Annotated in this window: 15 protein-coding genes; 9 read left to right on the plus strand and 6 right to left on the minus strand. The window is 66.5% G+C overall.

Translation table 11 applies throughout. The features are described from left to right. Nucleotides 1-44: 44 nt before the first annotated feature. Entirely contained in the window at nt 45-371 is a 327-nt protein-coding gene (locus HZF03_RS14535; protein WP_119017208.1) for an NIPSNAP family protein, read from the minus strand. A 52-nt stretch (nt 372-423) separates the two neighbouring features. Between HZF03_RS14535 and HZF03_RS14540 the strand changes: the two genes are divergently transcribed. Beyond that, entirely contained in the window at nt 424-651 is a 228-nt protein-coding gene (locus HZF03_RS14540) for a BrnT family toxin (protein ID WP_234832159.1), read from the plus strand. Between the two features lie 69 nt (nt 652-720). Then, complete coding sequence (locus tag HZF03_RS14545; protein WP_119017163.1) at nt 721-1,005, plus strand: BrnA antitoxin family protein; 285 nt, start codon at nt 721-723, stop codon at nt 1,003-1,005. Nucleotides 1,006-1,042: 37 nt separating this feature from the next. Here HZF03_RS14545 and HZF03_RS14550 read toward each other — a convergent pair whose 3' ends face one another. Continuing rightward, a complete protein-coding gene (locus tag HZF03_RS14550) occupies nt 1,043-1,900 on the minus strand; it encodes a hypothetical protein (protein ID WP_119017207.1) in 858 nt (285 codons plus the stop codon). Between the two features lie 130 nt (nt 1,901-2,030). On the opposite strand from HZF03_RS14550, the gene HZF03_RS14555 reads away from it, so the two are divergent. Further along, nucleotides 2,031-2,408: a PAAR domain-containing protein gene (locus tag HZF03_RS14555; RefSeq protein ID WP_119017162.1), complete on the plus strand. Its 378-nt coding sequence runs from the start codon at nt 2,031-2,033 to the stop codon at nt 2,406-2,408. A 258-nt stretch (nt 2,409-2,666) separates the two neighbouring features. Here HZF03_RS14555 and HZF03_RS14560 read toward each other — a convergent pair whose 3' ends face one another. The 3 genes from HZF03_RS14560 to tpiA form a co-directional block, all read right to left on the minus strand. Then, the gene (locus HZF03_RS14560; RefSeq protein ID WP_011158435.1) at nt 2,667-4,298 is read right to left on the minus strand and encodes a CTP synthase; all 1,632 of its coding nucleotides are present in this window, start codon (nt 4,296-4,298) and stop codon (nt 2,667-2,669) included. A gap of 166 nt (nt 4,299-4,464) precedes the next feature. After that, nucleotides 4,465-4,869 (minus strand): preprotein translocase subunit SecG, encoded by a 405-nt coding sequence (gene secG, locus HZF03_RS14565; RefSeq protein WP_012496332.1) that lies wholly within the window; start codon nt 4,867-4,869, stop codon nt 4,465-4,467. Between the two features lie 176 nt (nt 4,870-5,045). Beyond that, entirely contained in the window at nt 5,046-5,822 is a 777-nt protein-coding gene (gene tpiA, locus HZF03_RS14570; RefSeq protein ID WP_119017161.1) for a triose-phosphate isomerase, read from the minus strand. 257 nt (nt 5,823-6,079) lie between these two features. Here tpiA and HZF03_RS14575 point away from each other — a divergent pair, with 257 nt between their 5' ends. The 5 genes from HZF03_RS14575 (at nt 6,080) to HZF03_RS14595 (ending at nt 13,350) form a co-directional block, all read left to right on the plus strand. Then, on the plus strand, nt 6,080-7,981 hold the full coding sequence (locus HZF03_RS14575) for a peptidylprolyl isomerase (protein ID WP_119017160.1): 1,902 nt from the start codon (nt 6,080-6,082) through the stop codon (nt 7,979-7,981). A 36-nt stretch (nt 7,982-8,017) separates the two neighbouring features. Continuing rightward, nucleotides 8,018-9,034 carry an anthranilate phosphoribosyltransferase gene (gene trpD, locus HZF03_RS14580; protein WP_011158439.1) on the plus strand — a complete coding sequence of 339 codons (1,017 nt, stop codon included), beginning with the start codon at nt 8,018-8,020 and terminating at the stop codon, nt 9,032-9,034. A gap of 130 nt (nt 9,035-9,164) precedes the next feature. Further along, on the plus strand, nt 9,165-9,986 hold the full coding sequence (gene trpC / locus HZF03_RS14585) for an indole-3-glycerol phosphate synthase TrpC (RefSeq protein WP_119017159.1): 822 nt from the start codon (nt 9,165-9,167) through the stop codon (nt 9,984-9,986). Nucleotides 9,987-10,232: 246 nt separating this feature from the next. Further along, nucleotides 10,233-10,754 carry a cyclic pyranopterin monophosphate synthase MoaC gene (gene moaC / locus HZF03_RS14590; RefSeq protein ID WP_119020078.1) on the plus strand — a complete coding sequence of 174 codons (522 nt, stop codon included), beginning with the start codon at nt 10,233-10,235 and terminating at the stop codon, nt 10,752-10,754. A 37-nt stretch (nt 10,755-10,791) separates the two neighbouring features. Beyond that, nucleotides 10,792-13,350 (plus strand): cation-translocating P-type ATPase, encoded by a 2,559-nt coding sequence (locus HZF03_RS14595; protein WP_119020077.1) that lies wholly within the window; start codon nt 10,792-10,794, stop codon nt 13,348-13,350. Nucleotides 13,351-13,477: 127 nt separating this feature from the next. Here the strand turns inward: HZF03_RS14595 and HZF03_RS14600 are convergent, their stop codons facing one another. Beyond that, entirely contained in the window at nt 13,478-13,954 is a 477-nt protein-coding gene (locus tag HZF03_RS14600) for a hypothetical protein (protein WP_119020076.1), read from the minus strand. Nucleotides 13,955-14,191: 237 nt separating this feature from the next. Between HZF03_RS14600 and HZF03_RS14605 the strand changes: the two genes are divergently transcribed. Then, entirely contained in the window at nt 14,192-14,692 is a 501-nt protein-coding gene (locus HZF03_RS14605) for an Hsp20/alpha crystallin family protein (protein ID WP_119020075.1), read from the plus strand. Nucleotides 14,693-14,709 lie beyond the last annotated feature (17 nt).

Raw genomic sequence — 14,709 nt, forward strand, 5'->3', positions numbered from 1 at the left:
CTGTCACAATCACGTCGGTCGACCTTCAGGATCGGCTGCTTCGATTACTTCAGCGCCGAGAACGCGGTCGGCACCAGTAGCTGATTGGTGATGGTGTCGACGATCTGGCCGTCTTTCTCGGTCTCGGCTTTCGCGGCGAGCCATTCCGGATCGGTAGCGAAGGCGGTCCATTTCTGCTCGCGCTCGGCAAGGCTCTCCCAGGCCAGCAGATAGGTCAATTCCTGGTTGGAGGCACCGACCAGCGTGGTGAAGAATCCGACCTGCCGAATGCCGTGCTTCTCGAACAGCTTCAGCGTGATGGTCTCGAACCGCTTGAGGATCGCCGGCAGCTTGCCCGGCACGCAGCGATAGACTCGCGACTCGTAGATCATGACGCCCTCCACTTCATTGCAGCGCTTATAGCGGTAAGCGACGGCGGTTGTCTTGCCCACCGCGCAAGGAGCAGCGTTGCGCATAGCCTTAGCAAATTGTATATACAAAAATGTCGGACTTTGTCCCGGCAAGGATGCGATCAACCTCTTCAAGCACAGCATTTCGCTGGCGCGTTGGGTCGATCTGCGCGTGCGGCCCATCGTCCGTGATGGGCGCTTCGACGAAGGCGAGGATCGATTTCGCGCGTATGGTCAATCGATGGCCTCGCCTATTGCTTGATGGTCACCTTTCGCGACCGGCATCGTCCAATCAGCCTGCGCCGCGCGCGCGACAAGGAAATGAGGCGCCATGCCCCGTAAGCGCAGCGAGCCGGTTTTCGATGAAGACAACCCGGAGTGGACCGCAGAGGATTTCGCCAACGCGACGGCCGTGAACATCATGGCGAAAGACCTGACGTCGGAATTCCTCGCGAAGATTCCAGGCCGTCGCGGTCCGCAAAAGGCTCCGACCAAAGTGCCGGTGTCGATCCGCCTCAGCGCTGACGTGGTGGCGCACTACAAGGCGACCGGCCCCGGCTGGCAGTCGCGGATCGACGAGACGCTGCGCAAGGCAGCGAAGCTGAAGACCGGCTAGTTGCCGTCGCGACACGCTCTACGCGAACCGCGCGGCGTCAGCGCGGCTTCGGCGGCGGAAGCTCGCCGGCGGTGGCCGCGGTCCGCGGATCGACCAGCGTGACCTTGGCGCCGGGTTCGGTGCCGAACAGTTTTCTGAAATGCTCCGGTCCGAGCAGCTTGGCCGCTTCGTCGATCAGGTGCTGATTGCGTGCATTCAGCGCCTCGGCGCTGGGCTGGCCGGTGCCGGGCCAGGGCTGCGCCGCAAAGCGCTGCACCTCGCCGCGCAGCCGCAGCAGGCTGGCCAGTTTGGCCGGCTCGGTCGCCAGCACTTCGGTTGCGCGTCTTTCGAATTCGTCCACTGCGATGCCCTCGCCGCCCGCCACCACCGTCAGCCCACCCGGCCGCGCGAGCCGCGCCACCAGTTGTGCGCCGCTGCACGACGCGACCTTGGCGGCCCAGGCAGTCTGCTGCAGCCCGTAGGTGCCGTAGATGAAACTCGACAGCGGATAGCCCCGCGCCTTGCTCACCGTCAGCGGCGGAACGCTGCCGTTCGCCGTCGCGTACAACACCTGATTGGCCAATTGGTGGCACACGCCGTCGACGCCATAGGTGTAAATCGTGCCGCGCGCCGCCGGCGTGGTGTTGGAGTCGGCGTTCGGCTGCACCAGGCACTGCGCCAACTTGAGATTGCCGGACTGCTGGCCGAGCGCGCCGGTCGGGTTGATCGGCGTTCCGCCTTGCGGATGAAACGATCCCCAGCAGTACCAGAACGACTGCCCCGCCACGACGACGTCGGCGATGGTGCTGTAGGGATGCACCTGGTTGTCGTAGCTGGTGACCCAGGTGTGATCGACCGGGGATTCCGACGACCAAGCCGGGACAGCCCAGGCGTAGAGGTTGACCGAAGGTGTCATTTCCATTCCCCTGAAGAGAAGTCGCCGGACACGTTACGGTTGCGGTGAAAACATCATTCACCGCAGGGAGAATGTCCATCGCAAGTCGTGGTCATTCACAGAGATCGCCGCGCCGCCAAAGGAGTCAGGTATGGCCGCACCATCCAGGCGCACCGCAAATGCTCAGCTGTGCCCGGCTTGTGGCGTAGTCCCGTCAGTCATTGTTCTGCTGATACTGAGCGTGGCGCCGACGCGTGCCGAATCGCCTAGGAGGGCGACGCCCGGCGTGGTCACCGGCGGCAGTCAGGACGTGATCGTCGGCGGCAAGCCGGCGGCCCGCGCCGGCGACGCCACCAGCGACGGCGCGATCGTGGAAGGCTCCAAGAACGTCTTCATCAACGGCAAGCCGGCAGCGATCGGCGGCAGCCGCACCGGCTGCGGCGGCGTGGTGATCGGCAGCGGCTCAGGGGTGTTCATCAACGGCAAGCCGGTGGCGCGCGCGGGCGACAGCACTGCGAACTGCAAGTAACGAGCCTGCCCGGTCCGGCATGTCACGCCCGGCAACGCCGCGGCAGGTCGTCGGCGCCCGCCTTTGGCGACTGAAGCCGAGGGAAGTCAGCGACAAAGGCACCAATCTCATGGCGCGAATGTATTAAATGCTCGCCGACGATAACCTCGACTACGCCTAGGCACTGCGCAAAGTCCGCATCGAGGCGATCCACCGCAAGATCAAATTCGTTGGTCTGGGCGGCGCTCGTACAGTTCGAGAACTAATTGCGGGGCCGGCTCACACCAGCCGGCTCTGCACCAGCGCCGCTTGGACGAAAGAAGCGAACAGCGGGTGCGGGTCGAACGGGCGCGACTTCAGTTCGGGGTGGAACTGGACGCCGATGAACCAGGGGTGATCCTCGTACTCGACGATCTCCGGCAACACGCCGTCCGGCGACATGCCGGAGAACTTCAGGCCGTGCTGTTCGAGCCGGTCCTTATAGGCGGTGTTGACCTCGTAGCGGTGGCGATGGCGCTCCGAGATCTCGGTAACACCGCCATAGACCTGCGACACCCGGCTGCCACGCTTGAGCGTCGCCGGATAGGCGCCGAGCCGCATCGTACCGCCGAGATCGCCGGCCTGGCTGCGCTTCTCAAGCTCGTTGCCGCGGACCCATTCGGTCATCAGGCCGACCAGCGGCTCGGGCGTCGGGCCGAATTCGGTGGAGTTGGCCTGCTCGATGCCGGCGAGATTCCGCGCCGCTTCGATCACCGCCATCTGCATGCCGAAGCAGATGCCGAAATACGGCACATTACGCTCGCGGGCGAAACGCGCCGCCTCGATCTTGCCCTCGGCGCCGCGCTGGCCGAAGCCGCCGGGCACCAGGATGCCGTTGACGTGTTCAAGGAACGGCGCCGGGTCTTCGTTCTCGAACACCTCGCTCTCGATCCAGTCGAGCTTGACCTGGACCTTGTTGGCGATGCCGCCGTGGCTGAGCGCCTCGATCAGCGACTTATAGGCGTCCTTCATCCCGGTGTACTTGCCGACGATCGCGATCGTCACCGCACCTTCGGGATTGCGGATACGTTCGTTGATCTCGTGCCACCGCCCGAGCTGCGGCGGCTCCTTGGCGGCGATCGCAAACGCCGCCAGCACTTCGTCGTCGAGCCCGGCGGCGTGATACGCTTCCGGCACCGCGTAGATGCTGTCGGCGTCGCGCGCCTCGATCACCGCGCTTTCGCGGACGTTGCAGAACAGCCCGAGCTTGCGCCGCTCCTCCTTCGGGATCGGCCGGTCGGTGCGGCACAGCAGGATGTCGGGCTGGATGCCGATCGAGCGCAGCTCCTTGACCGAGTGCTGGGTCGGCTTGGTCTTCAGTTCGCCCGCGCTCGGGATGTACGGCAGCAGCGTCAGGTGGATGTAGATCACGTCGCCGCGCGGCAGATCGTTCTTGATCTGGCGGATCGCCTCGAAGAACGGCAGGCCCTCGATATCGCCGACGGTGCCGCCGATTTCGACCAGCACGAAGTCGTAGCCGTCGTTGTCGCTGACGATGAATTCCTTGATCGCGTTGGTGACGTGCGGGACCACCTGGATGGTGGCGCCGAGATAGTCGCCGCGGCGTTCCTTGGTCAGGATGTCCTGATAGATCCGGCCGGTGGTGATGTTGTCCTGCTTGGTCGCAGGCCGCCCGGTGAAACGTTCGTAGTGGCCGAGATCGAGGTCGGTCTCGGCGCCGTCGTCGGTCACGAACACTTCGCCGTGCTGATACGGCGACATCGTTCCGGGATCGAGGTTGAGATAGGGATCGAGCTTGCGAAGGCGGACTTTGTAGCCACGCGCCTGCAGCAGCGCACCAAGTGCCGCCGATGCCAGACCCTTGCCGAGCGAGGAGACCACGCCGCCGGTGATGAAGATGTACCGCGCCATGGGACTTTACCTTTAATGCCGCCGGTCCGATTCGCCAAAGCGATTCGCAACCCTCGGGCAGTTTGACGAATGCCTGTGGGTGACGCTGAAAACTCAGCTATTTCAGACGATTGCTAAAGGGACCTCAGGCCAGGCGTGAGGTCCCGTCAGCGCATATCGGCAATGCTTATTGCGACTGCGGCGGGGTCGGCGCCGCAGGCGCGGCCGGTGCCGCCGGCTGCTGGTTCTGCTGCTGATCGGTCTGCTTCAGTGTGTCGAGCAAACCACCGCCCTGAGACAGCGGCGGCGCCGGCTGACCCGGTGCCTGCTGCTGAACCGGCGCTGCGGTGGGCAGGATCGTCGCCGGCTTACGGTCGTAGCTCGCCAGCCAGGTGAGCAGCAGGCTGGTGGCGAAGAACCCGGCCGCGAGAATCGCGGTGGTGCGGGTCAGCAGGTTGGCGGTACCGCGGCTCGACATGAAACCGCCACCACCGCCGACGCCAAGGCCACCGCCTTCGGACTTCTGCAGAAGCACCACGCCGATCAGGCCCAGCACGAACATCAGGTGAATGACGATAATGACAGTCTGCATCGTACCCTTCCATCGCAAGCCAACGCCGCCGAATGGCCGATAGGCGCCGGCGGGCGGCTGCTCGACAGGCTTGCGGGATAAATGAAGTCGCGCGGTGTCTACACGATCGCGCGGGGATTTGTCACCCCCCGCGCCGCGCCGGAAACGCCGCAGGAATACCGCTTGATGCGGTTTAGTTAGGGGCAGCCCGCCGCAATCGCAAGGAAATCGGACGCCTTGAGGCTGGCGCCGCCGATCAGCGCGCCATTGACGTGCGGCACCGCCAGCAATTCGCGTGCGTTCGAGGGCTTCACCGAGCCGCCGTAAAGGATTCGCATCGTCTCGCCCGCCGCACCGAACCGATCGCTCAAAGTCTTGCGGATAAAGCCATGAACTTCCTCGACATCGGCCGCGGTCGGGGTGCGTCCGGTGCCGATCGCCCAGACCGGCTCGTAGGCCACCACCAGATTCGCCGCGGTCGCGCCGTCCGGCAGCGAGCCGGCCAGCATGCCAGCGACCACATCGAGGGTGTGGCCGGCGTCGCGCTCGCCCTGTGTCTCGCCGACGCAGACGATCGCCACCAGCCCGGCGCGCCACACCGCCTGCGCCTTGGCGCGGACGATCGCGTCGTTTTCGGCATGGTCGGCGCGGCGTTCGGAATGGCCGACGATGATCGCCGCAGCACCGGCATCGGCCAGCATCTCGGCGGCGATATCGCCGGTGTGGGCGCCAGAGGCATTGGCGTGGCAATCCTGGCCGCCGATCGAGAACGGCAGTGCCTTGCCGGCCTGGGCTTCCGCGACTCGCGCCGCGAAGCTCGCCACCAGCGTCGCCGGCGGGCAGACCAACAGATCGATGCCCTGCGGCAGGTCCGCGGCGCCTTTCAGCATCGCATCGAGCTCGGCCACCGAATCCTTCAGGCCGTTCATCTTCCAGTTTCCAGCAATCAGAGGACGAACGGCGGGGACCGGCATGAGCACTCTCGCAATAAAGGGTTGAAGCGTTCCGCTAGCAGAGCCGATTGCGAGACTCAAGGAGACGTGAACGCTGGCGCTGCGGCGATCGGCAGCATCGGCCGCTGCAACGGGATGGCATCTGCAGCAAGCGTGACATCGGCTGCGGTTGCGACGCCACAGGCGGCACTTTATGATGGATTTTCAAGCCGGCGACGCTAGTTTGCCCCCCGCGCTGACCCAGCGCGGCCGGTTCCCTCCTGACAAAAAGTGACTCCATGCTCCGAGGAATGCGCAAAGCCTCATCCAACTGGATTGGCAAGACCATCATGACGATCGTGATGGGCGTCCTGATCGTCAGCTTCGGAGTCTGGGGTATTGCCGACGTATTCCGCGGCTTCGGCCGGTCTACGCTCGCCAAGATCGGCAGCACCGAAATCTCCACCGAGCAATTCCGCCAGACCTATAACGACCGTCTGCAGCAGATCGGCCGCCAGTTCGGCCGGCCGCTGACGCCGGATCAGGCGCGCGCGATCGGGATCGATCGCCAGGTGCTGCAGCAGACGATCGCCGAAGCAGCGCTCGACGAGGACGCGCGCCGGCTCGGGCTCGGCCAGTCCGACGCCGACACCATGAAGTCGATCCTGGAGGATCCGAACTTCAAGGGCGCCAACGGCCAGTTCGACGCCAATCGCTTCCAGCAGTTGATCCGCCAGTTCGGCTTCACCGAGCAGCGCTACCTGGCCGAGCAGCGCCGTGTCGCACTCCGCCGCCAGATCGCCGGCAGCCTCACCGCCGGCCTCGAGCCGCCGAAGACGCTGATGCAGGCGCTGAGCCAGTTTCAGAACGAAGAGCGCGCGATCGACTACCTGAAGCTCACCGACGCGCAGGCCGGCACCATCGCGGCGCCCTCGCCCGCCGACCTCACCACGTTCTACGACTCGCACAAGGCGCAGTTCCGCGCGCCGGAGTACCGCAAGATCTCGTTCCTGGTGGTGACGCCGGAATCGATCGCGAAGTGGGCCGAGGTGTCCGACGCCGACGCGCAGAAGCTGTTCGAGCAGCGCAAGGACAAGCTGTCGACGCCTGAGAAGCGCCAGATCCTGCAGATCGTCTTCCCCAGCGTCGAAGAGGCTCAAGCGGCCCGCGCCAAGATCGCCAGCGGCACCAGCTTCGCCGACCTCGCCAAGGAGCGCGGCGTCAAGCCGGGCGATCTCGACCTCGGCCTGGTCAGCCAGTCCGAGATGCTCGATCAGAAGGTCGCCGCAGCCGCGTTCGCGCTGCCGCTGAACGAAGTCAGCCAGCCGGTGCAGGGACAGTTCGGCACCGTGCTGCTCGAAGTCACCAAGATCGAGCCCGGCAAGCAGCCGGACTACGCCAGCGTGGCGGCCAGCCTGAAGCGCGACCTCGCCCAGGAGCGCGCCCGCAAGCAGGTGCAGGAGCTGCACGACAAGATGGAAGACGCCCGCGGCGGCGGCGCCAGCGTGGTCGATGCGGCCAAGCAGCTCGGCCTCACCGCCGTGACGGTCGACGCGATCGACCGTGCCGGCCGCGGGCCGGACGGCGCGCCGGTGGCGGCGATCCCGCAGGGGCTCGAACTCGCGAACGCCGCCTTCAACAGCGAGCCAGGCGTCGACAACGACGCGATCAGCTTCCAGAACGGCTACGTCTGGTACGACATCCTCGGCATCACGCCGTCGCATGAGCGGCCGCTCGACGAGGTCAAGGACAAGGTCGAGGCCGGCTGGCGCGCCGAGCAGGTCACCGAGAAGCTGCGCAAGCTCGCCGCCGAGCTGGTGCAGAAGCTGCAGGGCGGCGCCAAGCTCGCGGACGTCGCACCGACCGGCGTCACCGTGCAGACGGCCTCCGGCATCAAGCGCGAAGGCGCCGACGCCGGCTTGCCGAACACGGTGGTCGACGCGGTGTTCCGCACCGCCAAGGACGGCGCCGGCCAGGTTCAGGGCAGCAGCGCCACCGAGTGGTACGTGTTCCGCGTCACCGGCGACACTGTGCCGACTGCCGATCTCAACGCGCCGCAGATGCAGCAGTTGAAGGACAATCTGGTGCAGCGACTGCGCGACGAACAGGTCGGCGAGTACATCGCCTGGCTGGAGAAGGACATCGGCACCAAGGTCAATCAGGAAGCGGTGGCGCAGGCAACGGGGGCGGCGGCGAACTGATGGCGCGATGCCGCGGTTCAGTTGCCGAAGGGGACAATGGTTGATTTCAAATCGATTATCGCAAAGGTCGCGACCGGCGCGACGCTGACGCGCGACGAAGCCACCGACGCTTTCGACGCAATGATGTCCGGCGACGCGACGCCGTCGCAGATGGGCGCACTGCTGATGGGCCTCCGGGTCCGCGGCGAAACCGTCGACGAGATCACCGGCGCGGTGACGACGATGCGCGCCAAGATGCTGCCCGTCACCGCGCCAGCGGACGCGGTCGACATCGTCGGCACCGGCGGTGACGGCTCCGGCTCGGTCAACGTGTCGACCTGCGCGTCGTTCGTGGTCGCCGGCTGCGGCGTCACCGTCGCCAAGCACGGCAACCGCGCGCTGTCGTCGAAATCCGGCGCCGCCGACGTGCTCGCCGCGCTCGGCGTCAAGATCGACATCACGCCCGAGCAGGTCGGCCGCTGCGTCAACGAAGCCGGCATCGGCTTCATGTTCGCGCCGACGCATCATCCGGCGATGAAGAACGTCGGCCCGACCCGGGTCGAACTTGCGACCCGCACAATCTTCAATCTGCTCGGACCGCTGTCCAACCCGGCCGGCGTCAAGCGCCAGATGATCGGCGTGTTCTCGCGGCAATGGGTGCAGCCGCTCGCGCAGGTGCTGAAGAACCTCGGCTCCGAAGCGGTCTGGGTGGTGCACGGTTCCGACGGCCTCGACGAAATCACGCTGTCCGGCACCACCGCGGTCGCCGAGCTGAAGAACGGCGAGATCACCAGCTTCGAGATCAGCCCCGAGGACGCCGGCCTGCCCCGCGCGCCTGCCGACGCGCTGAAGGGCGGCGACGCCCAGGCCAATGCGGTGGCACTGCGCGCGGTGCTGGAAGGCATGCCGGGGCCGTATCGTGACGTCGCCCTGCTCAACGCTGCCGCGACGCTGGTCGTCGCCGGTAAGGCCCGCGACCTGAAGGAAGGCGTCGCGCTCGGCACCCAGTCGATCGACAGCGGCGCCGCCGAAGCGCGACTGAAGAAGCTGATCGCGGTGTCTGCGGCGGCCTAGTCGTCATGCCCGGCCTCGTCCCGGCCATCCACGTCTTGGGCCAGGCGACGCGCTGGAGACGTGGATGGCCGGGACAAGCTCGGCCATGACGGAGTACAAACGCAGCTTCACTCGAACTGGACGAGCCATCGTGTCCGACATCCTGACCAAGATCGAAGCCTACAAGCGCGAGGAGATCGCGGCCGCCAAGCGCGCGCGCCCGCTTGCGGCGATCGAGGCGATCGCCCGTGAAGCATCGCCGCCGCGCGGCTTCGTTAAGGCGCTGCGCGCCAAGCACGCGGCCGGCGACTACGGGCTGATTGCCGAGATCAAGAAGGCCTCGCCGTCGAAGGGCCTGATCCGCGCCGACTTCGATCCGCCAGCGCTGGCTCGCGCCTATGAGGCCGGCGGCGCGGCGTGCCTGTCGGTGTTGACCGATACGCCGTCGTTCCAGGGCAGCCTCGATTATCTCGTCGCCGCGCGCGCGGCGGTGTCGCTGCCGGCGCTGCGCAAGGATTTCATGTACGATACCTATCAGGTGGTCGAAGCGCGCGCTCACGGCGCCGACTGCATCCTGATCATCATGGCGGCGCTCGATGACGCCGAAGCCAAGGACATCGAGGACGCCGCGTTCGACCTCGGCATGGACGTGCTGCTCGAAGTGCACGATGCCCCCGAACTCGAGCGTGCGCTGAAGCTGAGGTCGCCGATGGTCGGCGTCAACAATCGTAATCTGCGTACCTTCGAGGTGACGCTGGCAACCAGCGAGGCGCTGGCGCCGCTGATCCCGAACGACCGCCTGATGGTCGGCGAGAGCGGCATCTTCACGCCCGCCGATCTCGCCCGCCTCGCCCGCGTCGGCATGTCGACCTTCCTGGTCGGCGAAAGCCTGATGCGGCAGCAAGACGTCACCGCCGCCACCCGCGCGCTACTGACGCGTCAAACGACGCCGCAGCAGACCGGGACTAATTAGTGACAATCCCTGCGCCACGCCTCGGCCTTCACCCTCCCCTTGAGGGGGAGGGTCGGCACGGGGCGCGCATCGCGCGGCCCGTGACGGGGTGGGGTGACAGCCTCTCGATCACGACGAGCCGCGCCGCAAAGGCGTCACGCGCGGCCTCACCCCACCCCGGACGGCTGCGCCGTCCGACCCTCCCCCTCCAGGGGAGGGTGAACGCGTGCTGCGATCGCTCTCTCCTCCTCATTGCGAGGCCTTCCCGTGGCTAAAAAGTCCACCACGCGCGCCGCAACCACCCCCGCCCTCACCCATATCGGCGCCAGCGGCGAAGCGCGGATGGTGGACGTGTCGGAAAAACCGGCCACCGAACGCGTCGCGGTCGCCGAAGGCCGCGTGGTGATGAAGAAGGCGACGCTGGAGCTGATCCTCAGCGGCGACGCCAAGAAAGGCGACGTGCTCGGCACTGCGCGCGTCGCCGGGATCATGGCGGCGAAGCGCACCGCCGATCTGATCCCGCTGTGCCATCCGCTGGCGTTGTCGAAGGTCACGCTCGACATCACGCCGGACGCCAAGCTGCCCGGCTGCATCGTCCGCGCCACCGTCAAGGTCACCGGCCCGACCGGCGTGGAGATGGAAGCGCTAACCGCAGTTTCAGTCGCCTGCCTGACGATCTACGACATGATCAAGGCTGCTGAGCGCGGCGTCCGGATCGAAGGCATCCACCTGATCGCCAAGACCGGCGGCAAATCGGGCGACTACGTCGCGAGCGCGAGCCGAAAATGAGCTAGCATCGGGGAGCCCTCGAACGTCAGGCCCCCCAATGTCCGCCGAGCTCGCCTCTGCCTCCGACACCATCTCCGGCCTCAGCGAGCGCGAGGCCGCCGCCCGGCTCGCCAGCGAGGGCTACAACGAGCTGCCAAGCCCTGATCGCCGCACGCTGCTCGGCATCGTGCTGGAGGTGGTGCGCGAGCCGATGCTGGCGCTGCTGCTCGGCGGCGGCGTGGTCTACATGGCGCTCGGCGATCTGAAGGAAGCGATCATCCTGCTGATCTTCGCCACGCTGTCGGTGGTGATCACGGTGGTGCAGGAAGCACGCACCGAACGTGTGCTGGAGACGCTGCGCGATCTCACCAGCCCGCGTGCCCTGGTGATCCGCGACGGCATCCGCAAACGCATTGCGGGGCGCGAAGTGGCGCGCGGCGATGTCATGGTGTTGTCGGAGGGTGACCGCGTCGCCGCTGACGCGGTGTTGCTGCAGGCCGACGATCTCTTGGTCGACGAGTCGCTGCTCACCGGCGAGTCGGTGCCGGTGCGCAAGCTCTCTCGCGGCGAAGCCGACGCCACCACACTGCGCCGGCCCGGCGGCGACGATCAGCCGGCGGTGTACTCCGGCTCGCTGGTGGTACGCGGCGGCGGCCTCGCCGAGGTCGTCGCCACCGGCCCCCGCAGCGAGATCGGCAAGATCGGCCAGGCGCTCGGCTCGTTGCAAACCGAAGCGCCGCGTCTGCAAATCCAAACCCGCGCGGTGGTGCGGACCTTCGGCTTGATCGCCGCCGGCTTCACGGCGCTGGTCGTCGTGCTCTACGGCACGCTGCGCGACGGCTGGCTCGACGCCGTACTGGCCGGCATCACCGTCGGCATGTCGATGCTGCCGGAGGAATTTCCGGTGGTGCTGACGGTGTTCATGGCGATGGGCGCCTGGCGGATCTCGCAGGCCCGGGTACTGACGCGGCGCGCCGCCGCGATCGAGGCACTCGGCTCCGCGACCGTGCTGTGCACCGACAAGACCGGCACGCTGACCGAGAACCGGATGTCGGTCGCCGAACTGCGTCTGACCTCCGGCGAGATGTTCCGGCCGCGCGAGGGCGGCGCGCTGCCGGTTGGATTTGCGACCCTGCTCGAGACCGGCCTGCTCGCAGCTGCGCCGGATCCGTTCGATCCGATGGATCAGGCGCTGCACCGTTTGGCCGGCGATCATCTGCCCGGAGGTAGCGGCGACCGCACCCTGGTGCACAGCTATGGGCTGCGCCGTGATCTTCTCGCCATGACCCAGGTATGGCGCGACACCGATGATCGTTCAGACTACGTCGTCGCGGCCAAAGGCGCGCCAGAAGCGATCGCACGGATGTGCGAGCTCGACGATGCCGCGTTGGGCGCGCTGTCGGGCACTGTCGATGCGATGGCGACCGAGGGACTGCGCGTACTCGGAGTCGCCCGCGCCTCGCATCCCGATCAGGATTGGCCGGCAACCCAGCTCGGCTTCCACTTCGAGTTTCTTGGGCTGGTCGGCCTTGCCGATCCGTTGCGCGCCGCGGTTCCCGCCGCGGTCGCCGATTGCCGCGCCGCTGGCATCCGTGTGGTGATGATCACCGGGGACTATCCTGCGACCGCGCAGGCGATCGCCCGTCAAGCGGGGATCGACGGGGAAACATGCGTCACCGGCGAGGAGATCGCCGCACTTGATGACGCCGCGCTCGCCGAGCGGTTGCGCCGCGCCACAGTGTTTGCGCGGATCATGCCAGAGCAGAAGCTACGGATCGTACAGGCGCTCAAGGCCGACGGCGAAGTCGTGGCGATGACCGGCGACGGCGTCAACGACGCACCGTCGCTGAAGGCGGCGCATATCGGCATCGCGATGGGGGGACGCGGCACCGACGTGGCGCGCGAGGCTTCCGCGATCGTGCTGCTCGACGACGACTTCGCCTCGATCGTCAAAGCGGTCCGGCTCGGCCGGCGGATCTACGACAATCTGGTCAAGGCGATGGGCTTCATCTTCGCGGTCCACGTGCCGATCGCCGGGCTGGCGCTGCTGCCGCTGCTGTTCGGCCTCCCGATCCTGCTCGGGCCGATCCACATCGCGTTCCTGGAGATGATCATCGATCCGGTGTGCTCGATCGTATTCGAAGCCGAGACCGCCGAGGACGACGCGATGCGCCGCCCGCCCCGCGATCCCGAACAGCCACTGTTCAGCCGGGCGCTGATCGTGTGGGGCATGTTGCAAGGGCTCTTGGTGTTCCTGCTGGTCGCCGGCGTGTTCGTGATTGGCCAGATGCGCGCGATGCCGGATACCGAGCTGCGCGCGCTGACGTTCTTTGCGCTGGTGCTGAGTTTCGTCGGACTGATCTTCGTCAACCGCTCGTTCAGCGCCTCGCTGCTGACGGCGCTGCGGCGGCCCAACGCCATGCTGGCGGGGATGCTCGGTATCGTCGCGGTGGTGCTGATCGCCAGCTTGGCGTGGCCCTGGCTGCGCGATCTGTTCCGCTTCGGCCCGCTGCATCCGGACGATCTCGGCCTCACCGCGGCCGCGGCGCTGGTGGTGCTGATCGTACTGGAGCTGGTCAAGCCGCTGTGGCGGAAGATGATGCGGCAACCGGGATAGCACCGGCCGCCGCATCGCGGGACGCGCCCGGCGTCGTTACGTGAACGCGTAGTCCGCGGCCTGCCGGTCGATCACGAACCGGCTGGTGTTGGCGCAGTCTTCGCAGCGATAGATGTGGCGCTCGAACTCAACCCTGCGTCCGACCGGCCGTGGCTCGACGCGCACGAGCCGCATGGTCGCGCCGCACTCCGGGCAGCGGGACGGGTCGAAACTGGTTGATACGTGGCGCCAGACCATAATGCCTCCTCCGTGATGGCCGGTCATCTTCGGACAGATCATGCTGAGCGGCGCGGTCGCCGCTCAGCCGGATCGAGGCCCCGCCTTTCGGCGGCGGATCGTCGTCATCGAGCCGTTGCAGCGCGTCGAGGATCGCGCGCAGCGGCACCGGATTGCGGTGGCCTGGCGCGAGACGCAACCACGGCTGCTGCTCGACGGCATTGGCGTCGGACGCCCATGAGGACAGGATGGCCCGCTTGTCCGCAGTGGACAGCGCGTCATCGCGCAGTACCTGGTCGGGATGATCATAGACCGTCGCGGACGGTCTCAAGGCCGTGACGCTCGGAGCGCCAGGCGAATAGGTACGTTCGAAGTTGGTAGATCGCATCGTGGTCCTCCCGAATTCCTCCTTCCAAACCGGGACGGCCGATGACTTGGACACGGCGTTCTCGTTTTCAAGACGCCGCGCGAAAAAACTTCGCCCCCCTCCACAGGACTACCACCCTGCCCCTTGACGGCGGCGCAACCGCGCCCAAATCGAAAGCGCACCCGCACCACGCGGGCGACTTCCAGATCACAACTAACAGTATCGAGGACATTCAAGACTGAGTACGAGGAGGCATCCATGAACATGCGCGACATCATCCCCTGGGGCCGGACCAATCACCCCGCAACCCGCTCGTTCGAAGGCGACCCGTTCCTGTCGCTGCACCGCGAGATGAATCGGCTGTTCGACGACGTATTTCGCGGCTTCGATCTGCCGGCCCGTGCCGGCACTCTGGCGCCGTTCAGCACCGGCTGGCCGAAGCTCGAAATCACCGATGGCGACAAGGAACTGAAAATCGCCGCCGAAGTGCCGGGCCTCGAAGAGAAGGACATCGAGGTCCTGCTCGACGACGGTACACTGACGATCCGTGGCGAGAAGACGTCGTCGACCGAAGCCAAGGACAAGCAGTTCAGCGAGCACTTCTACGGCAAGTTCGAACGCCGGATTCCGCTGGATGTCGCGGTCGCGGCCGATCAGGTCAGTGCCAGCTTCAAGAACGGCGTCCTGACGGTCACGCTGCCGAAGGCGGAACCGTCACCCTCGACGGCGAAACGCATCGAGATCCAGAAGACGAACTAATAACGCGCCGTTAATCA

It is taken from the genome of Rhodopseudomonas palustris (assembly GCF_013415845.1).
Taxonomy (GTDB): domain Bacteria; phylum Pseudomonadota; class Alphaproteobacteria; order Rhizobiales; family Xanthobacteraceae; genus Rhodopseudomonas; species Rhodopseudomonas palustris_F.

What these genes read in the sequence shown, in the direction of transcription:
- tpiA (WP_119017161.1), bottom strand. Translation starts at nt 5,822, where the DNA reads ATGCCGGTCCCCGCCGTTCGTCCTCTGATTGCTGGAAACTGGAAGATG.
- HZF03_RS14600 (WP_119020076.1), bottom strand. Translation starts at nt 13,954, where the DNA reads ATGCGATCTACCAACTTCGAACGTACCTATTCGCCTGGCGCTCCGAGC.
- HZF03_RS14535 (WP_119017208.1), bottom strand. Translation starts at nt 371, where the DNA reads ATGATCTACGAGTCGCGAGTCTATCGCTGCGTGCCGGGCAAGCTGCCG.
- HZF03_RS14545 (WP_119017163.1), top strand. Translation starts at nt 721, where the DNA reads ATGCCCCGTAAGCGCAGCGAGCCGGTTTTCGATGAAGACAACCCGGAG.
- HZF03_RS14550 (WP_119017207.1), bottom strand. Translation starts at nt 1,900, where the DNA reads ATGACACCTTCGGTCAACCTCTACGCCTGGGCTGTCCCGGCTTGGTCG.
- trpD (WP_011158439.1), top strand. Translation starts at nt 8,018, where the DNA reads ATGGTTGATTTCAAATCGATTATCGCAAAGGTCGCGACCGGCGCGACG.
- secG (WP_012496332.1), bottom strand. Translation starts at nt 4,869, where the DNA reads ATGCAGACTGTCATTATCGTCATTCACCTGATGTTCGTGCTGGGCCTG.
- HZF03_RS14555 (WP_119017162.1), top strand. Translation starts at nt 2,031, where the DNA reads ATGGCCGCACCATCCAGGCGCACCGCAAATGCTCAGCTGTGCCCGGCT.
- HZF03_RS14560 (WP_011158435.1), bottom strand. Translation starts at nt 4,298, where the DNA reads ATGGCGCGGTACATCTTCATCACCGGCGGCGTGGTCTCCTCGCTCGGC.
- HZF03_RS14595 (WP_119020077.1), top strand. Translation starts at nt 10,792, where the DNA reads ATGTCCGCCGAGCTCGCCTCTGCCTCCGACACCATCTCCGGCCTCAGC.
- HZF03_RS14605 (WP_119020075.1), top strand. Translation starts at nt 14,192, where the DNA reads ATGAACATGCGCGACATCATCCCCTGGGGCCGGACCAATCACCCCGCA.
- HZF03_RS14575 (WP_119017160.1), top strand. Translation starts at nt 6,080, where the DNA reads ATGCTCCGAGGAATGCGCAAAGCCTCATCCAACTGGATTGGCAAGACC.